Raw genomic sequence first — 23,594 nt, 5'->3', positions numbered from 1 at the left:
ATGTACTCTTTTTAAGTTCCAAAAAACCTAAAGAACAAAGAATTACAAAATTCGATTCAGTACCACATCCACATCAATCAAAAGAATGCTGAAAACCCCCGCCACAATAATGAATTTGATGATGTTGTGCAGCCATACATAGTGTTTTTTCCCCTTAGCCTTCCATAATAGCACGAGGAACAAAATCAACAAGACAATACAAGCCATAAAATAAAGGTACATATACCCTACATCGAACGATTTGATGAGCAACAGTGCGGGAACCAAGGTCAGTCCAATCAAAAAAGTGATTATGGATTTTGACACATTGGGACCGTAAATAATGGGTATGGTCTTATAATTCTGCGCCATATCGCCTGCCATATTCTCCAAATCCTTTATCATTTCGCGGGCCAAAATCAACAAGAACAGGAAAAGGGCGTGCACAAAAATCACGGTCTGGAAATTCTGATAATACACAAACACCACAAAAAATGGGGCAATGGCCAAAGTAGCCGATACCAAGTTGCCCACAAAAGGTATGCGCTTGAGTTTGTGTGAGTAAATCCAAATACCAAAAATATAGGCAGAGAAAAACAGTACTGCCTTGAACGAAATATAACTCGCAGCGAAAACAGTCAAAAAATTGAGGATAAAATAGGTCGTCAATTTAAAACGCTGACTTACCAAACGGTCCAACATGCTTTTTGTGGGCTTGTTGATCAGATCCTTTTCGGCATCGTAAAAATTATTGATGATGTACCCGCTCGCTATCGTGAGTGCCGAAGCGGTAACAATAAGAAAAAGGTTCAAATCCAATATTACATGCTGCAAGGGAATGTGGGGTGCCAATATATAAATCGAGGCCAAGTACTGCGCCAAGGTAATCACAAGAATATTGTAACCTCTGACCACAGAAAACAGACTCAACAGCTTAAACAGCAAGAGTTTGTTTTTTCTACTAAGCATGTATTTGCTTTTAGAAGTTGTACACTACCTCCAAATTATGGCCTTTGAGTGCTTTTTTGGCCTTTTCCAAATCTTGGGTAAAGCCCAAAATATATCCACCACCACCAGAACCACAGAGTTTAAGGTAGTAATCGTTGGTCTCGATTCCTTTTTGCCACAATTGGTGGAATTTGGACGGAATCATTGGTTTGAAGTGGTCGAAGACCACATGCGAAAGTTGCTTCAAGTTGCCGAACAACGATTTTACATTGCCATTCAAAAAATCCTCTACGCAGGCATCTGTATGCTTCACAAACTGATTCTTTACCATATTACGAAAACCTTCCTGCTTCATGTTTTCCATGAACAGTTGCACCATTGGTGCGGTTTCTCCCGTCATACCACTGTCCAACAAGAAAACAGCACCTTTTCCCTTCATGTTTTGTGAAGGAATACTGGTGGATTCGATATTGTCTTTGGAATTGATTAGAATCGGTAAGCTCAAGTAGCTGTTCAATGGATCCAATCCTGAGGATCTACCGTGGAAGAAAGACTCCATTTTCCCAAAAATCTCCTTCAACCGAAGTAATTTTTCCCGGGTCAGGTTTTCCAGAACCGTGATTTTATCCATTGCGTAGCGGTCGTAAATGGCAGCTACCAATGCGCCACTACTCCCAATACCATAGCCTTGCGGAATGGAACTGTCAAAATACATTCCGTTCGCAACATCTTTTTCCAAAGCTTCGATATCAAAAGAAACCAAGCTAGGCTCTTCGAGTTCAAGATTTTTCAAATATTCAGCAAAAGCCTTCAGGCTTTTGTTCGATGCTTGGGCCATTTCGGAATCGTTCTTGTCCCTTTTGAGTGCCCCTTTGAAAAAATTATAGGGTATTGAAAGTCCTTTGGAGTCTTTGATAATGCCGTACTCACCGAACAATAAAATCTTGGAATAAAATAATGGACCTTTCATATATACTACTAAGATACAAACAAATTTTGTTTAATTTTTGATAAAATTCGATAAACAAACCAATTTTATCTTTAAAAACCTGTTCCCATGGTCTAAAATCTTGGCAAAGAACGTAAAAAAACAGCTTAGCTGTTCATTTTTAACCGTTTATTTTAATTGTCCCCGACCCTACCTGATCATGAATATATTGACCGTTCTCGCAATGTTCGGCCAATTCATCCTTTATAAAATCCAATACGTTTTCCTTGACGGATGACGGGTACAACAAATGCACATTGGCCCCAGCATCGAGGGTAAAGCACACAGGTGTTTTGGTTGCTTCGCGGTATTCCCAAATTTTATTGATGATTTCCAATGTATCGGGTTTCATCAGTATAAAATAGGGCATACTGGTCATCATCATGGCATGCAAGGTCAGTGCCTCACTTTCCACCAGTTTGATGAATTCCTCCAGATTGCCCTCGGCCAAAATGGTTTTTAGTTTGTCCAGATTGTCAAATGCCTGTTGAAATCGGTTTTCGGCATAAGGGTGTCCGTGCATCAATTGGTGCCCCACCGTACTACTGACCTGTTTTTGCCCTTTGTGCACCAACAAAATCGTATCGCAATAACTTTTAAAGACGGGATTTATCTCAAACGGATATTCAATACCATACAAATCGGAACTGTTGGGAATATTCTCGTGCGCCCCCCATTGAACCAAGTTCCCCTTGATACTTCGACATGCACTTCCCGACCCCAATCGAGCCAAATAGGATGCTTTAGCATGGAACAAGGATTCATCAATGATGGGATTCAGTTGTTTTTCAATATCCATCAAGCACATCGACAGGGCTGCCATTCCACTTGCCGATGACGCAATACCGCTGCTGTGCGGAAAAGAATTGGACGTTTCAATCGTGAAATGGTACTCCTTCAAAAAAGGCACATATTTCTCAATCCGCTCCAAAAAAGTTCGGATTTTGGGTTTAAAGTCCTCTTTGGGCTGCCCTTCGAACAGTAAATCAAAGGAAAAGCCATCGATGGCATCCTTTTTCTCAAAAGCAACGGAAGTGGTGGTCGCACAACTGTCCAACGTAAAACTTATGGATGGGTTGGCAGGAATCTGTACGGGTCGTTTTCCCCAATATTTCACAAGAGCGATATTGCTGGGTGCTTTCCAAGTTACCTTGCCGTTTTCGGGCATTTTTTGATAAGCCCCGGGCAAAAAATCATTTTCCGTCATTGAGCGTGGAAGTTTGAACAAATATAAGCAGCGGCAAACTTACTGGAAATCGGATTGAAATAAATTCTTATTTTAGTCGAAGTTGCACCAACCATGAAAAAAAGAATCGTTTACATAGCCATAAGTGTTTTGGTATGCCTTGTTATTGGATTTTTGTCCAGCATTGCGACCCAAAGCTCCGTCAACGATTGGTATGTTACATTGAGTAAACCATCGTTTACCCCTCCGAATTATCTTTTTGCCCCCGTTTGGACGGCATTGTACATTTTGATGGGCATTGCGGCTGGAATTGTTTGGTCCAAAGGCTATCATCATATTTGGGTCAAAACGGCATTGTACCATTTTGTGTTCCAGTTGTTGCTCAATGCCTTGTGGAGCATTGTTTTTTTCGGACTGAAAAATCCCTTTGCCGGCATGGTGGTTATTTTAGCTTTGTTGACCATGATCATCCTTACCATAAAATGGTTCAGGGTCATCAGTAAACCTGCCGCATTACTGCTTGTTCCCTATGTGCTGTGGGTTGGATTTGCCGCTGCACTCAATTATAAAATCTGGGAACTCAACCTCTAACCCAAAGTCATTTCCAACAATTTCAACATTGTTTTTTGATTTCGAGTGGTGGCTTCCACTCCCAGCTTTTTTTCAATGAGATTGTTGTTGAGTTTTGCTTTGCCATAACCATTTTTGCAGAATAGGTACACGCAGGCATTTGAAATATGAAACCCTTCATGCTCAAATTGAAGCGTATTGAACTGCTTGACCAGTTCCTCCTTTGGATGGCTTTTCAGCAAAACATAGTACAATTTGTTTTCCTCCGCCTCATCAGAAAAAGGATTGGCCTCCAAAATTGATTTCACACCACCTCCATTGATTACCAAGGTCGGCACATCAAATCCAAAATCCTGGCGAATGGTAGCTGTAATTTTTTCCTGAAGTATTTTTTTATCAGCCTGTTCACTATCAAAAACAATATTTCCACTTTGGATATAAGTTTTTACGTTTTTTAGGCCACTATCCTCCAAAACATGCCTCAACTCAGCCATTTTAATCTTCTTTTGACCACTTACATTAATTCCCCGAAGCAATGCAATATATGTATTCCCCATACTGATGGATTCCACACCCAAATTAATTTTAGTAAATTCAAACGCACTTAAATTAACAAAATGAATCAATATATCCTTGCCTTGGACCAAGGCACTACCAGTTCCCGTGCCGTGGTCTTTGATAAAAAGGGAGCCATTATCTCCGTCGCCCAAAAAGAATTCACACAAATATTTCCCAAACCAGGCTGGGTGGAACACGACCCGGACGAAATATGGTCGACCCAAGCAGGAATGGCCGCAGAAGCCGTAAGTAAAAAAGGTTTGAAAGCAGCACAAATGGCAGCTATTGGCATTACCAACCAGCGAGAAACGGTTGTGGTGTGGGACAGGAATACCAGTGAACCCATTTACAATGCCATTGTTTGGCAAGATAAACGTACAGCCGATTATTGCGATGAGTTGAAGAAAGAAGGCAAGTCCGATATGATTCGCAAAAAAACAGGATTGGTCATCGATTCTTATTTCTCCGGAACCAAGGTAAAATGGATTTTGGACAATGTAGAGGGCGCAAGAGAGAAAGCTGAAGCAGGTAATTTGGTAATGGGCACCATCGATTCATGGCTTATATGGAAAATGACGGATGGAGGACTTCACATAACGGATGTGACCAATGCCTGCCGCTCCATGCTGTTCAACATCAACACCATGGATTGGGACGATGAGCTTCTGGAATTGTTGACCATTCCAAAAAGCATGCTCCCCGAAGTAAAACAATCCAGTGAAGTCTATGGCCATACCTCCCCTAATTTATTCGCTACCCCAATACCGATCGCTGGTATCGCGGGAGATCAACAAGCGGCTTTGTTTGGGCAGATGTGCACCAAAAAAGGCATGGTTAAAAACACCTATGGCACAGGTTGTTTTATGCTAATGAACATTGGGGAAAAACCAATAGTGTCCGACAACAACCTACTGACCACAGTCGCTTGGAAAATCAACGGAAAGACCCACTATGCGCTCGAAGGAAGTATTTTTATCGCAGGTGCTGTGGTGCAATGGCTGCGGGATAGCCTTAATATCATAAAAACCTCTGCTGAAGTGGAAAAACTTGCAAGTTCGGTGGATAGTACCGAAGGCGTTGTTTTTGTTCCCGCTTTTGCAGGTTTGGGGGCTCCCCATTGGAATCAAAAAGCACAAGGAACAATCTTTGGACTCACGCGAGGTAGTACTGATGCACATATTGCCCGTGCTGCTTTGGAATCAATTGCCTATCAGACCATGGATATCCTTAAAGCAATGGAAGCAGATTCTGGCATCTCCATAAAAGAGCTTCGAGTTGATGGAGGTGCGACCGTGAACGATATGCTAATGCAGTTCCAAGCTGATGTATTGAATACTGTTACGGTACGACCAAAGATTGTGGAAACCACCGTGATGGGAGCCGCATATTTAGCTGGATTGGCCGTTGGCTACTGGGAAAGCCCGGAAGAAATCCAAGATATTTGGCAAACCGATGTGCATTTTAATCCAACCGTAGAACGAGAAGCCATTGAAGAAGGCATTAAAAGTTGGTACAAGGCCATAAAAGCGTTGGAATTCTGGACAGAGAACCCCTGATTTTCAAAATATCATAAACACTAACACTCCCTTTATATGACTCCTTTTGTATCTGAAATTGTAGGTACTTTTTTGTTGATGGTACTAGGAATTGGTGTAAATGCCAATGTTTCCCTACAAAAAACCTATGGTAACGGCTCTGGCTGGATCGTGATCACTACGGGCTGGGCTTTTGCCGTGTATACCGGCGTTGTAGTCGCTGGCCCATACAGCGGTGCACATATCAATCCTGCTGTTAGCATTGGATTGGCCGTAGCGGGCGAATTTCCATGGAGCCAGGTACCCAGTTATGTTTTGGCCCAGTTTATCGGCGCCATGTTCGCTGCATTTTGCATTTGGCTTGTGAACAAGGATCATTTTAATGCAACTGAAGACGGAGGCACCAAAAGAGGGGTTTTTTGTACGGCACCTGCCATCCCGAACACGTTCATAAATCTATTCTCTGAAATCTTGGGCACGTTTGTTTTGGTGTTTTCGGTACTATACTTTACGGATGCGGTACTTTCCACCGACGATGCAATTATTGGACTTGGTTCCTTGGGGGCACTTCCAGTTTCATTAATCGTGTGGGGCATTGGATTATCTTTGGGTGGTACTACGGGTTATGCTATTAACCCTGCTAGAGATTTGGGGCCACGAATCGTGCACGCACTTTTGCCCTTAAAGAATAAGGGTTCCAACGGTTGGAGCTATGCTTGGATTCCTGTTGTAGGGCCTATATTGGGTGCCTCAATAGCCGCATGGGTTGCTTTGGCCTTGCAATAATTTTTAGGAAACAATGGCTTGGGCGGCAATATATGCTCCTGTCCATGCATTTTGAAAATTAAATCCGCCTGTGATGGCATCCACATTGATGATTTCTCCTGCAAAGTAGAGATTGGGATGCAGTTTGCTTTCGAAAGTCTTAAAATTGATTTCTTTTAAATCAACCCCTCCAGCGGTAACGAATTCTTCTTTGAATGTACTCTTGCCTTCCACTTTAAATGATGAAGCCGTCAATTGTTCGGCCAATGCTTGTAACTGCTCTTTATTAATGTCGGCCCAGCGTTCATCTGCCGTTATATTAGCCGCTTCAACCAAGCGCATCCATAAACGTTTTGGGAGTTCGGTCACATTCGTGCGCACAACAGTTTTTTTGGCTTCTACTTCTTTCAATTCCTTGAGGTAAGCCTCCATGGATTCCGTGCTGTAATCAGGCAACCAATTCACCTTGATTCTAAACGAATAATTAAAATCATGTAAAATATTCGCCCCCCAAGCAGATAGCTTTAAAACAGCAGGACCGCTTAATCCCCAATGCGTTATCAAAAGTGGACCATCCGAATAAAGCAAAGACTCATCTTTTAATTTACTTCTAAGGTTCAGATCTTTTTTATTCGTGTTGAAAGTTTTTTTTGGCAAAACCTCAACGGTTGCATACGTACTTATCCCTTGGATGCCCTGAATTCTTTTGTCGTTGATATTGAATGTGAACAAGGAAGGTACGGGCGATACTATTTTATGACCCAGATTTTCCAGTTGTTGCCAGATTTTGGGATTACTGCCGGTAGTAAGCAATAATTTTTTGGCCTGATAGTGTTTGTTCATAGTGGTTACCTGCCAGCCATCATCCAATGTATTGATTGCCTTTACGGAACTATTTTTCAGCACTTGAATCCCAAGTCGGTGTGCTTCGCTCACTAAACAGTCTATAATGCTTTGTGAAGAATCGCTTTTTGGAAATACGCGTCCATCTTCCTCAATTTTCAGTGGCACTCCCCTTTCTTCAAAAAAGGTCATGACATCCATTGGGGCGTATTTATGGAATGGGCCAAGAAGTTCCTTTTCGCCCCGGGGATAATTCGTTGCCAATTCTTTCGGCATAAATTCACCATGGGTCACGTTGCAACGCCCCCCACCTGAAACCTTTACTTTGGAAAGTACGGTTTTGCCACGTTCAAAAATGGCAACCTTCATATCGGGTGCTAGCTCTGCAATTTGAATTGCCGCATAAAATCCCGCTGCACCGCCCCCTACGATTATAACATCGAACATTACTTCACACGTTCCGGATAATTGGTAATAATGCCATCGACCCCGAACTCCATCATTTTTTGGATGTCTTCGGGCTCATTAACCGTCCATGTATATACTTTTAATCCTTCTGACTGGATTTTTGCCGTGTTCTCCTTGGTAAGTGTTTTGTAGTTTGGGTTTATAGCAACTGCGTCCAGCTCTTTAGCAACTTCTATGGCCCCAAGTGGGTCATCAGAGGTCAACACGGCAATCTTTATATCCTTGTTGGCTCCTCTCATGTCCTTAAGTTCATCCCATTTAAAACTGGAAATGACAAAGTTGTCCAGAGACCACCCATGGTCTTTGGTGTATTCGTCCATTATTTGATTGACTTTTTCCGCGGTTCCGGCTCCTTTCAACTCTATATTGAGTTGGACTTTGTTGTCCATCAAGTCAAGTACTTCTGCCAGTTCGGGTATTTTGTGATTACCTTGTAAGGTAAGTTGTTTTAAACTGTCCAAATCATATCCTTCTATATCCCCTTGGGAATCGGTAAGCCTATCCACTTTACCATCGTGAAAAACAACAATTTCCCCACTCTTTATTTTGAACACATCGATCTCGATCATATCCACACCGAGTTCCATGGCTTTTTCAATTGATGCCAAAGTGTTCTCGGTTTCGTGTCCCATTGCCCCCCTATGTCCAACAACCAATGGTTTTGATTTTTCCATATTACAACTAGTTAAAAGTAGAGCTGCGGCAAGAGCTACAAGTACGCTTTTCTTCATTTGGATTTGATTTGATGGTTAAAATACAATTTGCAATTGAATAAAATATTCAACATCCCATGAAGAAATCTTTATCAAAAAGAATCCAATTCCCTTTTAAACAAACCTGCACCTATTCCTTTACCTTATATATATAGGATTGCAAAGGCTCTAATTCCACTTGGATGTGTCCCTGTCCATCGCTTACGAGGAGTTTCTTTTTTATTTCTCCGTAGAGTACTTCGGTCAAGGGATAATCACCATCAGTCAACTCCCATTTGGCAATCACATCTCCGGGTATTTTAAAATCGAAGTAATAACTTTTATGTTCATCAAAATTAGAGATGATGATCAGTTTTTCATTTTCACTCCAGCGAACATAGGAAAGTACTCGGTGATCATAGCCATCTGTGTTATCCTTATTGTGAAAGTGGATTTCCTGATACTCGCCCATTAACGCTTCACTATTTATAGTGAAATTCAAGAGGCGCTTATAGAAATCCCTTAAGCTTTTCTCTTCTTCGGACAATTGTCCACCATCAAACTTTTTGTTATTGACCCATCGCTGATGATGTGGCACCCCGATATAATCAAAAATTGACGTCCGTGTCGGTTTACCAAAACCTGCATCCTCAGCCCCTGATTCGCCAACCTCTTGTCCAAAATAGATCATAGTAGGTGACGTACTGAGGGTAGCGGATACCACCATGGCGGGTTTGCCCAATTGGGCGTTCCCCACAAAATCGGGACTGGCAATACGTTGCTCGTCGTGGTTTTCCAAAAAATGCAACATATGGTGCTCTATATCGGCCATCCCTTTTTGCACTACGGGAATATGATCCGTCCAACCGTATCCCTTCATGATGTGCTTTATGCTATCGTACAGCTCTACCTTATCATACAAATAATCCATTTTGCCTTGATGGATGTAGTCCCGGTACAAACTTGGATTGTATACCTCGGCCAAAAGGAAAGCATCGGGATTTTTCATTTTGATATTGGAGTTGAGATAGCTCCAAAATTCCACGGGCACCATTTCGGCCATATCAAAACGGAATCCATCCACGCCAAAATCCAACCAATATTGGGTAATATCCTTAAACTTGTGCCATGAATCGGGCAGGGTTTTATCTTTCCAAAATTCGTAATGGGCTTTATGATCTTTTTGGCGGTATGCTTCGGGCAATTCCTCAAAGTCCTTGGTGCCATCGGGACGAATCCCGTAATTGATCTTTACCGTTTCGTACCAATCGTTAAAATGGGGTTGGGCCAATCGGGAGCCGTTGCCTGTCCATTTAGCGGGAATCTCTTTGAATTTTGAATCCACCAACCTATTTTCATCCCCTCCCAAAGGCAAATATCCATCTTGCCATTCCGGGACTTTGAAGGCTTCGCCCGGGATGTAGTAAAAATTATTGTTGACATCATATTCCTTGGATGTATCATCTGAAGCTCCAAAATCCTCGACTCCTTCGGGATTTGTCTTTCCTTCATAATTTCTTGCGACATGGTTGGGAACAATGTCGATGATTATTTTTAGACCTGCATCGTGGGTTCTTTTAATCAATTGCTTGAACTCTTCCAGTCGTTTGGATGGGGCGGTGGCCAAATCGGGATTGACGTTATAGTAATCCTTAACTGCATATGGCGAGCCTGCTCTTCCTTTTACCACATCTGGGTCATCGTTGGAAATCCCTTGGTCCGTATAATCGCGAATAACTGCGTGATGTGGCACTCCCGTATACCAAATATGGGTAACGCCCAAATCTTTGATCTCGGTCAAGGCTTTATTTGAAAAATCAGCAAACTTGCCCACTCCGTTTTCCTCAATGGTGCCCCATGGCTTGTTGGTGGTATTGGTGTTTCCAAAAAGGCGGGTAAATACCTGATAGACTACTTCTTTCTTTTTCATAGGTCGAGGGGTAGGCTTTTGGTCGGGTTTATCTTTACACGAAGTTAGTACGACAATGGTTAGGAATAAAACAAGGCCATGAATTGTTCTCATTTGAAAATCGGTTTGCCAATTAGATCAATGTGCTATGGAATCCCTGATCACTAAAGTGGGTTCCAATATTTTTGTTTGATAGGTTTCTTCCTCAGCTTCGCTTTCTACCTTATCTATCAGCATTTTTGCCGACTCCTCCCCCATTTTCTCCCCATGTTGTGCCACAACGGTAAGGCTTGGATTGGCATATTTGGACAAAACACCATCCGTAAAACCAATAAAAGCTATATCCTCTGGGATTCTCAACCCTTTTTTCTGCACCCAACGCATGCCGCACACTGCAAAGATTTCGTTTACGCACAAAACCGCATCTGGATTCTTGGAATCCAGGAAGGTTTTTATGACCTCCTCGTCCATTTCCATGGAAGGCATTTTCAATATCTTGGATTCATCGATACCAAGAGAGCTCTCCTCCAGTGCTTTTCTGTAACCTTTGGTTCGTGCCTTGCTTACGCTTAAATAATCATCGGTAGTGATGAGTGCTATTCGTTTTTTGCCTTGGTCGATGAACTTCTTAGTGGCTCGATAGGCCCCAAGTTCATCGTCGATGATCACTTTATCGCACTCCACCTCTTGGGTAATCCTATCAAAAAGTACTACGGGAATACCCTGTTCTGTTACTTCCTTTAAATGATTGTAGTCTCCCTTTTGTTGTGTTTCCGAGGAAAGGGACATGATAAATCCATCAATACTCCCATTGGCCAACATCTCCATATTGATGACTTCCTTGTCAAAAGATTCTTCGGAAAGACAAACTATAACATTATAACCACGTGCATTGGCGTATTTTTCAATGCCACGAATTACGGTCGTAAAAAAATGGTGGACGATATCGGGAATAACAACCCCAATGTTTTTGGTTCGCTTGTTCTTTAGGCTTATCGCAATATTGTTCGGCTTGTAGTTGTAGAGTTTTGCAAAGGCCTGTACCTTCTCTTTGGTATCCCTACTTATCTCCTCACTATTTTTGAGTGCTTTGGAAACGGTGGAAATGGACACCTCGAGTTCACGGGCTATGTCTTTTAAGGTAATCTTGGCTTTCAATGATCAAATATTTTTGGCTAACTGATTTGGCGTTGAAAATTACTCAATTATGGTACAAGCTATAGTACATATTTATTTATTTAACAAAAGTAGGCGTAACTGCCCTGATAAGAAAAATCTTAATCAAAAAATAAATTCCTTATATTAGTGGGTGCATTATTGAATTAACAATTCTCAATCTCTTTTTTGAGATTACAACAAACTAACGACTGGAGTTTTGCCACACTTTCACATTTCAAAGTTATTAACACGAAACCGTTTTCGTGTTATTTTACAATATACTTAAATTTTGATTAACCTTTTTTTTATATATGTTTAACACTTGAATTAAAATTAACTAAACTTAAAATTAATTATTTATGAAGATTACGCTACTAAGAAGCTTTCTATTGCTCGGGGCATTTTTATGCTTTGGGTTGGCGAAAGCTCAGACAGTATCGGGTACCGTTTCGGATGCAAACGGGCCTTTGCCAGGAGCAAGCGTATTGGTAAAAGGTACTACCAATGGTACGCAGACCGATTTTGATGGCAACTACACCCTTAATGATATTGGGGATGCCGCGACCTTGGTTTTCAGCTACATTGGGTACAAAACCCAAGAAATTTCAGTTAATGGACAATCCACCATTAATGTAACCTTGGAAGAAGATGCGCAAGCATTGGACGAGGTAGTGATTATAGGTTACGGACAAACTACTGTTAAAGATGCAACCGGTTCGGTTGCGGCAGTAACCTCTGAAGATTTCAATGGTGGGGTTATTTCCTCTCCGGAACAATTGATACAAGGTAAGACTGCCGGTGTTCAGATTTCTCAAGGTAGTGGTGAGCCAGGTTCTGGAGTTGCCATTAGAATTAGGGGTACATCTTCGGTTCGATCTAACAACAACCCTCTTTTTGTAGTTGATGGAGTGCCATTACCTTCAGGGGACACTTCCTCAGAAGGCACCAATATTGGTGTTGGTTCCAGTTCTGCAAGAAACCCTCTAAGTTTCCTTAACCCAAATGACATAGAGAGCATGAGTATCTTGAAAGATGCTTCTGCTACAGCAATTTATGGTTCTAGGGGTGCAAATGGTGTTGTTATAATTACTACAAAAAGTGGAAAAACTGGAGCAAGAGGCGGTTCTTGGGAGTACTCTTCTGATTTGAGTTATTCAACTCCTTCCAATAGTTACGATCTGTTGAACGCATCGGAATTCCTTTCCGCTGTTGATGCTTTTGGAGGAACAGCAATCAATGCTGGTGCCGATACGGATTGGCAAGATTTAGTTACCCGTTCCACAGCTTCAACAAACAACAACTTGGCTTATTCCCAAAACTACGGTTCTGGTAATGTTAGGGCCACTTTCAATTATGGAAAACAATTCGGGGTTATAGAAAAATCTTCTCAAGAAAGGATTACTGGAAGACTTAATGCCACCCAGCGTCTATTTGAAGATAAACTGCGCCTTAATCTACAAGGTACACTCTCAAGGGTCAATGATGAAGCTCCACCATTGAGTGGTAGTGCTGGTTCCACTGGTGACATGCTTGGGGCCGCTTATGCAGCGAACCCAACTTGGCCTGCCAATCCAGAATTCAATCCTGGGGACAGGATAAACCCTTTGAACCTGTTAACCAACTGGCAAAGTATGACCTATACAGACCGTATTTTGGTCAATCTCTCTGCCGAGTACGATTTCACAAGTGATTTGACAGGAAAAATCACTGTTGGTTACGATAAATCCGATTCAAAAAGAGAAGCTTCCTTAACAGCTAACTCTTTCAACGTTGCGAGAGGTGCCGGCAACAATGGTAGAGGAGCATTGAACGACTTGATTAATGAAAACAGGTTATTGGAAGCAACATTGAACTACACTAAAGAATTTGACAATTCCAATCTAGATGCCTTGGTTGGTTTCTCCTACCAAGATTTTAACACAAGAGGAAGAAATATTGAAGGTTGGGGTTACTCATCAACAGACCTAAACCAAATGCCCAAAGACTTAGCAAGTTCGGCAACTACTTTGGAATCCATGATTACAGGAGAATACCAGCAATATGGATATTCCTTTGATGTACCTGGCAATCCTGCAGGTCTATTTGTGAATCGTTTGTTCCCTACACCTGAGACAGACTTTCTTGGAGAAACTTCCGGTGTTGCCGTTAGAGCTCTATTTGCTGACACTTTTGATTATACGGACGAACTTCAATCTTTCTTTGGAAGAGTAAATTATACCATAGCCGACAAATACTTGTTCACAGCAACAGTTAGAGCGGACGGATCTTCACGTTTTGGGGAAAATAATAAGTACGGTATTTTCCCTTCTGCAGCATTTGCATGGAAAATCAATGAAGAAGATTTTATCGGCGATGCCGTATCAACCCTTAAATTAAGGCTGAGTTATGGTATCACGGGTAACCAAGATGGTATTGGTTATGGTAGATATGTGAGAAGGGAAAGATATTCTGATGGAAGTGTTGGTGATGGTGGTGCCGTGAATGTGCCAGGTACGGAAACGGTTGATTTTGCAAATCCCGACCTTAAATGGGAAGAAACAACACAATATGGTGTTGGTATTGACTTTGGTTTTGGTAACGATCGCTTAAACGGTAGTGTCGATGTATATCGAAAAGAAACCAGAGACCTATTGCTTAGTGTTGAGGCAGCACAGCCATCTCCACAGCCATTTTTCTTCCAAAACTTGGATGCCATGGTCTTGAACCAAGGTGTGGAGTTCTCGCTTAACTACGATATTTTGCAAGGAGAGGACTTTTTCTGGACAGCCGGTTTCAATATGGCATACAACAAAAACGAAATTCAAGATTTTGAAGGTGCCATTCCTGCAGGTACAATTAGAGGTGCCGGTCTTTCAAATGCATTTGCACAACGTTTGCAAACAGGCCAGCCACTTTACTCTTTCTATCTAAGGGAATTCACTGGATTTGATGAAAACGGAAACCCGGTTCACGAAGGTGGTACGGATAACCAAAAATTTGTTGGGAAAAGTGCCCTTCCAGACATTACCGGGGGTTTCTCTACTTCGGCAAACTATAAAAACTGGGATGCGTCTTTGTATTTTACTGGACAATTCGGAAACTACATATACAACAACACGGCCAATGCCTTCTTTACAGCAGGTGCCATTGGAAGTGGAAACAATGTTATAAAAGATGTAGTGGACTTGGCAGGTCAAGAAAGTCGCTTTGCAGAAGCTTCAGTATCCACAAGATTCTTGGAAAAGGGGGATTTTGTTAGATTACAGACTGCATCCATCGGATATAACGTACCACTCTCGGGCGACGGGCTTTTCAAAACCATGAGGTTGAGCCTTACAGGTCAGAACCTGTTCGTAATTACAGATTACAGTGGTTTGGATCCTGAAGTAAGTGTTACTCCAGCTTCGGCAGACCTTTTGAACGGTCTTCCAATTGCCGGTATCGATTACTCATCATTCCCAAGGCCAAGAACATATACATTTGGCTTTAGTGTAACTTTTTAAAAAAATAAGCATGAAACTAGAAACATATAAAAAATTTGTTTTTGCTTCACTCTTTATACTAGGTCTTACTTATTCTTGTACCGATTTGGAAATAGAGGGAACAGATTCCATAATAAGTGAAGGAACAGGAGACTCTGGATTTACTGGGGTTTCTAATCCTGCCAGCGCATTGAACGATTTGTACAACGAAGTTGGAGGAGATTTTGCAACCCAAGAAAACATGTACGCATTATCGGAGGTTACTTCAGATGAACTGCTGATTCCCACAAGAGGCACAGACTGGGGAGATAATGGAGTGTGGAGACAGTTACACACGCACACATGGACTCCAGATCATTTATTTATTAAAAATGCCTGGAACAATCTAAATGAGAATATTTTTAGGGCCTCTGAAATCATTGAAACACCAAGTGCGGAAAACAGTATTGTTGCTCAAGCAAAATTCCTAAGAGCATTCAATATGTTCTTTGTTATGGATCTTTATGGTTCTATTCCTTTTAGAGGAGTGGATGAAGGTCCGGAAATCAATCCTACCGTACTTACTAGACCAGAAGCTTACAGCTTTATAGAAACAGACCTGACCGAGGCTATCCAAGGATTGCCTTCCGTTAGCCCAGGTGTTGCAAATGTGGGCACAGCCACTCAAGAGGCTGCCAAGTTCCTTTTGGCCAAACTCTATCTGAACGGTCATGTATATAAAGGAACTGGTTCTGCTGACAATGCAGACATGCAAAATGTAATTGATTTGGTAGACGAAATCAACGCAAGTGGTTTTGATGTCCAGGAGGGTTATTTCCAGATTTTTGAGCCAACTGACGATACTGAAACCATTCTATTTTTGAGAAGTGATTTGGGAGCCAGAATTTGGAACACTTTACACTACAACCAAAATGCTCCTGACAACACAGGTGGTGGTTGGAATGGATTTTCCACATTGGCGGAGTTCTACGATCTTTTCGAAGGCGACCCGAATACTAACTATGTAGGGGATGGACAAGAAGAAAGAAGAGGATATGTTCCTGATGCCGCTACGGCAAATGACCAAAATTTAGGTATTGGTTATGGTTTCCTCATTGATCTACAGTATAATGAAGATGGAACCCCATTGACCAACAGACAAAACCAGCCTTTGGTATTCCAAAAAGAATTTCCTTCACTTGTAGGTAACGGTGAAGCTGAGGGAGTTCGGGTTATCAAATACCACCCTTATGACCCTACCGATGAGGAAGATCAGGTAAATTCATATAGGCAACACCAAATCATATTCAGATATGCAGATGCACATTTGATGAAAGCAGAAGCAATGATGCGTATGGGCGGAGACCCAACAAGTATGGTTAATGATTTGAGAGGTCTAAGAGAAGACACCCCTGATTTAGCAAGTGTTACCGAACAAACCCTTCTTGAAGAAAGAGCCCGTGAACTGTTCATAGAGTTCTGGAGAAGAAATGATTTGGTAAGATTTGGGCAATTTACTGCACCATGGGGCCTTAAAGAAGTTAGCGGAGATGAGAATATGAATCTATTCCCAATTCCTGCAACAGCACTTTTATCCAATCCCAACCTAGTTCAAAACCCAGGTTACTAAGCATAAAGTTCAAGCTGTTTTTAAGACAAATGCCGCCCACCATCACAGGGCGGCATTTCTATTTTACCCAAAAGGCAAAAAACAATAAAGAAACGATTAATGAAATATTAATGGCGGGCAATAATTTTGAGATAAGCACCCAACTTGGTAGATTGGATGCGTCACACGGATTTTTATTGGAAGAATGATGAATATGGCAATATAAGTTGGAAAACAAAACTTGGTGATTTCCGGTGCAGCCAGAAAAAATGAAAAAATAAATATTATTGGGAAAGAAGGGTTCATCTTAACGACGAACAATGAAATCCCCACTTTTTTGGTCAAAAAACAGAACATTAAATGAAACTGAAATATATTTCTGCAAGCCTTCTACTGATAGGCCTAGCCGCATGTAATAATAAAGAAGGTGCTCAATCAAAAAAAGAAGAAAGCCCTGAAACGCTTTTCACACTATTGCAACCTGAAGAAACAGGCGTTTCCTTCATCAACAAAGTACAAAACCAGAAAAATTTCAACATCTTTAAGTACCGTAACTTCTACAACGGTGGAGGTGTGGCCATAGGAGATATCAACAATGATGGACTTCAGGATATTTATTTGACTGGAAATATGGAACCCAATCGCTTATATCTCAATAAAGGCAATATGAAGTTTGAGGACATTTCCGAAAAAGCAGGTGTACTGGGAAACAAGCCTTGGTCCACAGGTGTTGTTATGGTTGACATCAATCACGATGGACTTTTGGACATCTATGTCTCCAATGCTGGCAACATGGAAGGCAACAACCACGACAATGATCTTTACATCAACAATGGAGATTTAACCTTTACTGAAAAAGCCGAAGAATACAATCTGGCAAAGACCGGTTTTACTACACACGCCTCCTTTTTTGATTATGACAAAGACGGAGATCTGGATGTATATATCCTAAACAACAGCAACATTCCCGTAAGTAGCCTTGGCTATGCAGAACAGCGTGAAGTTAGAGCACAAGATTGGGAAGGTGTGCCCGATATTTTCAAAGGAGTTGGGGATATGCTGTTACGTAATGACAATGGTAAATTCGTGGACGTAAGTGAAGAAGCTGGAATTTATGGAAGCCTGATCGGTTTTGGACTTGGTGTTTTGGTTACCGACTTTAACGGTGACCTTTATCCAGACATCTACGTATCCAACGATTTTTATGAAAGAGACTACCTCTATATCAATCAAAGAGATGGAACATTCAATGAAGAAATCAAAGAGTGGACCTCCCACTTGAGCCTCTCCGCTATGGGAATCGATATTGCCGATATCAATAACGATGGACACAACGATATTTTCATTACCGATATGTTGCCCGAGGAAGAACACCGGGTAAAATCCGTAATGGAATTTGAAGGCTACAATGTTTTTAACTTAAAACAGAACAAAGATTTCGGACAGCAGTACATCCAAAACACATTGCAACTCAACAATGGAAATGGAACATTCTCCGAAGTGGCTTACTACAGTGGCATCGATGCCACGGACTGGAGCTGGGCAGGGCTTATGTTTGATATGGACAACGATGGCCTCAAAGATATTTTTATCACCAATGGTATCAATCATGATCTTACCGACTTGGACTTCGTGGACTTTTTTGCCAACGAAATCGTCCAAAAAATGGCATTGACTGGAAAAAAGGAATCCATAGATTCCATTATCAGTAAAATGCCGATAAAACCACAGCCCAATTACGCCTATAAGAACAATGGGGATATTTCCTTTAAAAATGCAAACAAAGAATGGGGGTTTGAACTTCCCTCTCGCTCTAACGGTGCCGCCTACGCCGATTTGGACAACGATGGTGACCTAGATCTGGTAATCAACAACGTAAACACAACAGCTTTTATCTATAAAAACAACACCGAATCCCAGTTGAGCAACAATTACATTCAACTGAAGTTCAAAGGGCCAAAAAGCAACCCTTTTGCGGTAGGTACCCTCGCCAAAATCTATTTCGATGGCAACATCGTGAATCAAGAATTGATTCCATCAAGAGGGTTCCAATCCTCTGTGCAATACGATATGACATTTGGGCTGGGCAAATCAAAACAATTGGATTCCATCAGGATTATATGGCCCGATGAAAAAACACAAAAATTGGAAAACGTGAAGGTCAACCAAGTATTGAGCATGGATTATACCAATGCTACGGATACCTATTCAATTCCAAAGAAAGAAGCTAAAAAATCATTCCTGAAAGAGTTGGACAACAACCCGATTACCGAACATAAAGAAGATAATTACAACGATTTTGATTACGAAGGACTCATCTCCCACAAACTTTCACAAGAAGGACCCTCCTTGGCAGTTGCCGATGTGGATGGAGATGGTAACGAAGATTTCTTTATTGGTGGGGCCAAAGGCCAATCAGGAACCATTTATCTTCACAGAGGGAATGGAAAAGTAGCCCAACAAAAATCAACGGCTTTTGACGAAGACAAGAACCATGAGGATGTTGCTGCAGCATTTTTTGATGCCGACGGCGATGGCGACTTGGATTTGGTTGTGGGGTCAGGAGGAAATGATGTAACCCAACAACGGGGTTACAAAGCTCGACTATATCTCAATGATGGCAACGGAACCTTTTCAAAATCGGAAAACGAACTGCCTTCAACATTTAAGAATATTTCCACCATTGCTCCCCATGACTATGACAACGATGGCGATATGGACCTTTTCATTGGCTCCCGTAGCGTAGTGGGTGTATATGGTGTATCTCCCGACCATCTTTTACTGGAAAATACAGGCAATGGGACCTTCAACAACGTTACGGAAAGATTGGGGTACGATCTCAAGGATGCCGGAATGGTAACCGACTCCAAATGGGAAGATATGGACGGGGATGGAAAAAAAGACCTTATTGTCACTGCAGAATGGGACACCCCAAAAATTTATAAGAGCACAGGCCGAAGATTATCGAAAATGACCAGTTCTTTGGACAGTCTGTATGGTTGGTGGAATACTGTGGAGGCTGCAGATTTGGATGGAGATGGCGACCAAGACCTGATATTGGGCAACCAAGGTTTAAACCTCCACTACAAACCAACAGCATACGCCCCAATGAAAATGTATATCAATGATTATGATAACAACGGAACCATTGAGCAAATCGTGACCATGCAAGAAAACGGTGGCGATTATCCAATACATCAGAAAAGGGAACTTACCGAGCAACTGCCGTTACTCAAAAAGCAAAACCTAAAAGCATCGGATTATGCCCACCGCACCATACATCAACTTTTCCCAAAAGAAGTGATGGAGAAATCCATTGTCAAAAAATCGGAAACCTCTGCATCGGTAATTGCCATCAACGAAGGCGGAGGGAAGTTTACCATTAAAAATCTACCTCCCCGGGTACAACTTTCCTGCGTATGCGACATCACTTGTACCGATGTCAACAAGGATGGCAACTTGGATTTGATCATGGCCGGGAACAACTTTGAGTTTAAGCCTCAGTTCTCCCGACTGGATGCCAGTCAGGGAAACTTACTATTGGGTGACGGCAATTTGGGCTTCACTTGGCAAGATTACGAGACCAGCGGCTTCAAGGTTAGGGATGAAGTGAAATATTTAAAGCAGTTCAAGGACAAAAACGGTAACGTTTATGTTATTGCAGCTGTAAACAACAACAAACCAAAGATTTTTGCCCTAAATGAATAGGTTTCTAATCACATTACTGGCAACAACCCTCGTTGTTTCATGTAAAAAGGAAGGAAGTCTTTTTGAAAATCCTGCCCCTAAGGAAACAGGCGTGGATTTTACCAATACACTTACCTCTTCAAAAGACTTGAGTATTTTGGACTACCTCTACTTTTACAACGGTGGTGGTGTCTCCATTGGCGATATCAATAACGATGGTTTACCTGACATCATTTTTACCGGAAACCAAGTAAAAAACAAATTGTACCTCAACAAAGGCAATCTTAAATTTGAAGATATCTCCAGTTCAGCGGGGATTGAGGGAAACAGCACATGGAACACTGGAGTTACCATGGCCGATGTGAATGGGGACGGTCTATTGGACATCTACGTTTGTGCAGTGGTCGGCATCAATGGGTTCAATGGCTTTAACGAACTATATATCAATAACGGCGACAATACCTTTACTGAAAGTGCCGCCAAATACGGACTGGATTTTGACTCGTACAGTTCCAATGCAACCTTTTTCGATTATGACTTGGATGGCGACCTCGACCTGTACCTGCTCAACCACGCCGTACACACCCAAAATTCCTTTGGACGGTTTGATCTAAGGTATGAACGCAGCTATGAAACTGGGGACAAACTATTGCGCAACGATAATGGAAAATTTACCGATGTGAGTGAAGAGGCAGGTATTTATGGGGGCGTAAACGGTTATGGACTCGGTTTGGCCATCGCCGACTTCAATCAAGATGGATACCCCGATATCTATGTGGGCAACGATTTTCACGAAGACGATTATTACTACCTCAATAATGGAGACGGGACCTTTACCGAAAGCTTGAAAAAATATTTTGGCCACACCACCCGGTTCTCCATGGGCAACGATGTGGCCGACATCAACAACGATGGTAGACCCGATTTTCTCTCGTTGGATATGCTGCCCGAAGACGAAGTGGCCCTGAAATCCTCTGAGGGAGATGACAATATCCAAACCCAAAAGATGCGAATAGACCGTTTTGGGTACCATTATCAGTTTACACGCAACATGCTTTTTGTAAACCAGCCCGATGGTAATTTCATGGAAACAGCTTTGATGAGCGGTATTGCCGCCACCGATTGGAGCTGGAGTGGTCTTTTTGGGGATTATGATCAAGATGGACATCAAGATGTATTTATTTCCAACGGAATTCCAAAAAGACCCAATGATTTGGATTTCATCAAGTTTGTTTCAAGCGACCAAATCAAAAGTAAAATCGACAACACCAAACTTGTAGACCAGCAAGCATTGGACTTAATGCCTTCCGGAAGTGTGCACAACTATGTTTTTAAAGGAGGTAAGGAACTTCATTTTCAGGACATGTCCGAAAAATGGATTACGAAAGACACCTTGATATCCGGTGCAACGGCCATGGGCGACCTCGATGGTGATGGCGATTTGGATGTGGTGACCAACAATATCGATCAACCAGCTTCCCTCTACATCAATAAAACAAACGACAAAAGCAATTATCTAAAGTTAAAGTTCAATTACACTGGCAAGAACACCTTTGGCATTGGCACTAAGGTATATTCGTATGTCAATGGAGGACTTCAGTTCAAGGAACTGTTCCCTACACGTGGCTTTCAGGCATCCTCAGAGCCAATGATACATTTTGGTTTTAGTGATGTAGCAGTGGTAGATTCCATAAAAATAGTTTGGCCGGACAAGACCTTTCAGGTATTACAAAATGTTCCAGTAAACCAAACACTTACCATAAAGCCAACAAATACAGAACCCTTTGATTACAGTTCTTTACACAAAGTGAAAAAAACATTGTTCAGCCCCATCGAGAACAATCTTGGTCTGGATTTTACCCATGTGGAAGACAACTATACGGACTTTAACCGCGAAAAATTGATTCCCTATCAAATTTCGGATAGAGGACCTGCTTTTGCAGTTGGTGATATGAATGGCGATGGCAAGGAGGATATTTTCTTTGGAGGATCAAAATATGGGCCTTCACAAATCTATGTGCAACAAGATTCCAATTTTGTCAACCAACGATTTGTTAGTATTCAAAAAGATTCCATTCAGGAAAATGTTTCGGCAGCCATTGCGGACTTTAACAGTGATGGAAAGAATGATTTGATCACTACATCTGGAGGCGGTGACTTTTTTGGAAAATCCGACCCTTTATTGGATGCCTATTATATTCAGCAGGATACTGCATTTGTAAGTTCAAAACTACCCGAATACTATCAGAACTCCTCTGTCATCAAACCTTTTGATTTTGATGGCGATGGGGATTTGGATGTTTTTATTGGCGGACACACCATTACAGCCAAGTTCGGGGCTCCAGCCAATTCCTATTTGTTGGAAAATGACAAGGGAACTTTCAAAGAGAGGAAAGATTTTGAAGCCTTTTCCAAAGGAATGGTAACCGACGCCATCTGGAGTGATTTTGATGGAGATGGCAACCCCGACCTTATTTTGGTAGGGGAATGGATGTCTCCCAAGTTTTTAAAATACCAAAACAGTTCTTTCACTGAAGTGGAACAGGTCAACATACCTGGACTCTGGCAAGCCATTGAAGCCTTTGATATTGATGGGGATGGTGACATGGACTACCTTCTTGGAAACTGGGGCACCAATTCCAAGTTCAAAGCTTCCGAGGAACATCCCATGAAACTATATTTCAATGATTTTGATAATAACGGTCAGACCGAGACAGTGACGGCCATGGAAAAAAATGGCAAGTACTACCCTCTTGAAACATTGGACGGATTGGCCTCACAAATGGTATTCCTTAAAAAGAAATATACCACCTATAAATCCTTTGCTGGAGATACCATGGAAGAAATATTCGGAAAGGATGTATTGGATGCATCCACTTTAATGGAGGTCAACACTCTGAAATCTGGATATTTAAGAAATGATAATGGTACCTTTGTTTTTGTCCCATTTAAAAATGAACTCCAAGTATCCCCGATTATGTCATTTCTGGTAGATGATTTTGATGATGATGGGAATACAGAGGTGTTGATTGGAGGAAACTATTTTGGGGTAAAGCCTTATCACGGTAGGTTGGATTCGTTTCCAGGGGCCCTTATCAAAAGTGATGGCAGCATTATTTTGGGTAACCAATTGGGATTGGATTTCACAAAAAAATCAATTCGACACTTAAAAACAATCATATTAAACAATCAAAAATATTTGTTGGCAGTGTTCAACAACGATAAAGCACAAGTCTATAAAATCAATGATTAATCGCAA

Annotated in this window: 16 protein-coding genes; 8 read left to right on the top strand and 8 right to left on the bottom strand. The window is 41.6% G+C overall.

Annotated elements, in window-relative coordinates; genetic code table 11:
• Window positions 1-42 precede the first annotated feature (42 nt).
• The 3 genes from PY092_RS03505 to PY092_RS03495 form a co-directional block, all read right to left on the bottom strand.
• Complete coding sequence (locus tag PY092_RS03505; protein WP_275614467.1) at window positions 43-948, bottom strand: geranylgeranylglycerol-phosphate geranylgeranyltransferase; 906 nt, start codon at window positions 946-948, stop codon at window positions 43-45.
• A 10-nt stretch (window positions 949-958) separates the two neighbouring features.
• Window positions 959-1,897 carry a mevalonate kinase family protein gene (locus PY092_RS03500; protein WP_275614466.1) on the bottom strand — a complete coding sequence of 313 codons (939 nt, stop codon included), beginning with the start codon at window positions 1,895-1,897 and terminating at the stop codon, window positions 959-961.
• 139 nt (window positions 1,898-2,036) lie between these two features.
• A complete protein-coding gene (locus PY092_RS03495) occupies window positions 2,037-3,122 on the bottom strand; it encodes a diphosphomevalonate decarboxylase (RefSeq protein WP_275614465.1) in 1,086 nt (361 codons plus the stop codon).
• Between the two features lie 93 nt (window positions 3,123-3,215).
• On the opposite strand from PY092_RS03495, the gene PY092_RS03490 reads away from it, so the two are divergent.
• Window positions 3,216-3,692 (top strand): TspO/MBR family protein, encoded by a 477-nt coding sequence (locus PY092_RS03490; RefSeq protein ID WP_275614464.1) that lies wholly within the window; start codon window positions 3,216-3,218, stop codon window positions 3,690-3,692.
• Here the strand turns inward: PY092_RS03490 and PY092_RS03485 are convergent.
• Window positions 3,689-4,243 (bottom strand): DUF1697 domain-containing protein, encoded by a 555-nt coding sequence (locus tag PY092_RS03485; protein WP_275614463.1) that lies wholly within the window; start codon window positions 4,241-4,243, stop codon window positions 3,689-3,691. The genes PY092_RS03490 and PY092_RS03485 overlap by 4 nt on opposite strands.
• A 45-nt stretch (window positions 4,244-4,288) precedes the next feature.
• Between PY092_RS03485 and glpK the strand changes: the two genes are divergently transcribed.
• Both glpK and PY092_RS03475 read left to right on the top strand, forming a co-directional pair.
• Complete coding sequence (gene glpK / locus PY092_RS03480) at window positions 4,289-5,785, top strand: glycerol kinase GlpK (RefSeq protein WP_275614462.1); 1,497 nt, start codon at window positions 4,289-4,291, stop codon at window positions 5,783-5,785.
• A 36-nt stretch (window positions 5,786-5,821) separates the two neighbouring features.
• A complete protein-coding gene (locus PY092_RS03475) occupies window positions 5,822-6,550 on the top strand; it encodes an MIP/aquaporin family protein (RefSeq protein ID WP_275614461.1) in 729 nt (242 codons plus the stop codon).
• Window positions 6,551-6,553: 3 nt separating this feature from the next.
• Here the strand turns inward: PY092_RS03475 and PY092_RS03470 are convergent, their stop codons facing one another.
• From PY092_RS03470 to PY092_RS03455, 4 genes are all read right to left on the bottom strand, one after another.
• Window positions 6,554-7,819, bottom strand: coding sequence for a BaiN/RdsA family NAD(P)/FAD-dependent oxidoreductase (locus PY092_RS03470; protein WP_275614460.1), 1,266 nt, complete (start codon window positions 7,817-7,819; stop codon window positions 6,554-6,556).
• The gene (locus tag PY092_RS03465; protein ID WP_275614459.1) at window positions 7,819-8,514 is read right to left on the bottom strand and encodes a glycerophosphodiester phosphodiesterase; all 696 of its coding nucleotides are present in this window, start codon (window positions 8,512-8,514) and stop codon (window positions 7,819-7,821) included. The genes PY092_RS03470 and PY092_RS03465 overlap by 1 nt, the downstream gene beginning before the upstream one ends.
• 169 nt (window positions 8,515-8,683) lie before the next feature.
• The gene (locus PY092_RS03460; protein ID WP_275614458.1) at window positions 8,684-10,555 is read right to left on the bottom strand and encodes an alpha-amylase family glycosyl hydrolase; all 1,872 of its coding nucleotides are present in this window, start codon (window positions 10,553-10,555) and stop codon (window positions 8,684-8,686) included.
• A 24-nt stretch (window positions 10,556-10,579) separates the two neighbouring features.
• A complete protein-coding gene (locus tag PY092_RS03455; protein WP_275614457.1) occupies window positions 10,580-11,599 on the bottom strand; it encodes a LacI family DNA-binding transcriptional regulator in 1,020 nt (339 codons plus the stop codon).
• 359 nt (window positions 11,600-11,958) lie between these two features.
• Between PY092_RS03455 and PY092_RS03450 the strand changes: the two genes are divergently transcribed.
• The 5 genes from PY092_RS03450 to PY092_RS03430 all read left to right on the top strand — a co-directional run bounded on the left by PY092_RS03450 (window position 11,959) and on the right by PY092_RS03430 (window position 23,588).
• The gene (locus tag PY092_RS03450) at window positions 11,959-15,081 is read left to right on the top strand and encodes a SusC/RagA family TonB-linked outer membrane protein (RefSeq protein WP_275614456.1); all 3,123 of its coding nucleotides are present in this window, start codon (window positions 11,959-11,961) and stop codon (window positions 15,079-15,081) included.
• A gap of 10 nt (window positions 15,082-15,091) precedes the next feature.
• Window positions 15,092-16,669 carry a RagB/SusD family nutrient uptake outer membrane protein gene (locus tag PY092_RS03445; RefSeq protein ID WP_275614455.1) on the top strand — a complete coding sequence of 526 codons (1,578 nt, stop codon included), beginning with the start codon at window positions 15,092-15,094 and terminating at the stop codon, window positions 16,667-16,669.
• Window positions 16,670-16,698: 29 nt separating this feature from the next.
• Window positions 16,699-16,857 carry a hypothetical protein gene (locus tag PY092_RS03440; RefSeq protein WP_275614454.1) on the top strand — a complete coding sequence of 53 codons (159 nt, stop codon included), beginning with the start codon at window positions 16,699-16,701 and terminating at the stop codon, window positions 16,855-16,857.
• A gap of 151 nt (window positions 16,858-17,008) precedes the next feature.
• Window positions 17,009-20,356 (top strand): VCBS repeat-containing protein, encoded by a 3,348-nt coding sequence (locus PY092_RS03435; RefSeq protein WP_275614453.1) that lies wholly within the window; start codon window positions 17,009-17,011, stop codon window positions 20,354-20,356.
• On the top strand, window positions 20,349-23,588 hold the full coding sequence (locus tag PY092_RS03430) for a VCBS repeat-containing protein (RefSeq protein ID WP_275614452.1): 3,240 nt from the start codon (window positions 20,349-20,351) through the stop codon (window positions 23,586-23,588). The genes PY092_RS03435 and PY092_RS03430 overlap by 8 nt, the downstream gene beginning before the upstream one ends.
• Window positions 23,589-23,594 lie beyond the last annotated feature (6 nt).

Origin of the sequence: Flagellimonas yonaguniensis (assembly GCF_029193885.1) — a bacterium.
In the GTDB taxonomy this organism is placed as follows: domain Bacteria; phylum Bacteroidota; class Bacteroidia; order Flavobacteriales; family Flavobacteriaceae; genus Flagellimonas; species Flagellimonas yonaguniensis.
Note: the sequence above shows the minus strand (reverse complement) of the source record. Positions and strands in the feature narration are given on the sequence as shown.

Coding starts and splice junctions, on each gene's coding strand:
- PY092_RS03435 (WP_275614453.1), top strand. CDS start 17,009: ATGAAACTGAAATATATTTCTGCAAGCCTTCTACTGATAGGCCTAGCC.
- PY092_RS03445 (WP_275614455.1), top strand. CDS start 15,092: ATGAAACTAGAAACATATAAAAAATTTGTTTTTGCTTCACTCTTTATA.
- PY092_RS03430 (WP_275614452.1), top strand. CDS start 20,349: ATGAATAGGTTTCTAATCACATTACTGGCAACAACCCTCGTTGTTTCA.
- PY092_RS03495 (WP_275614465.1), bottom strand. CDS start 3,122: ATGACGGAAAATGATTTTTTGCCCGGGGCTTATCAAAAAATGCCCGAA.
- PY092_RS03490 (WP_275614464.1), top strand. CDS start 3,216: ATGAAAAAAAGAATCGTTTACATAGCCATAAGTGTTTTGGTATGCCTT.
- PY092_RS03460 (WP_275614458.1), bottom strand. CDS start 10,555: ATGAGAACAATTCATGGCCTTGTTTTATTCCTAACCATTGTCGTACTA.
- PY092_RS03500 (WP_275614466.1), bottom strand. CDS start 1,897: ATGAAAGGTCCATTATTTTATTCCAAGATTTTATTGTTCGGTGAGTAC.
- PY092_RS03475 (WP_275614461.1), top strand. CDS start 5,822: ATGACTCCTTTTGTATCTGAAATTGTAGGTACTTTTTTGTTGATGGTA.
- glpK (WP_275614462.1), top strand. CDS start 4,289: ATGAATCAATATATCCTTGCCTTGGACCAAGGCACTACCAGTTCCCGT.
- PY092_RS03505 (WP_275614467.1), bottom strand. CDS start 948: ATGCTTAGTAGAAAAAACAAACTCTTGCTGTTTAAGCTGTTGAGTCTG.
- PY092_RS03465 (WP_275614459.1), bottom strand. CDS start 8,514: ATGGAAAAATCAAAACCATTGGTTGTTGGACATAGGGGGGCAATGGGA.
- PY092_RS03450 (WP_275614456.1), top strand. CDS start 11,959: ATGAAGATTACGCTACTAAGAAGCTTTCTATTGCTCGGGGCATTTTTA.
- PY092_RS03470 (WP_275614460.1), bottom strand. CDS start 7,819: ATGTTCGATGTTATAATCGTAGGGGGCGGTGCAGCGGGATTTTATGCG.
- PY092_RS03440 (WP_275614454.1), top strand. CDS start 16,699: ATGCCGCCCACCATCACAGGGCGGCATTTCTATTTTACCCAAAAGGCA.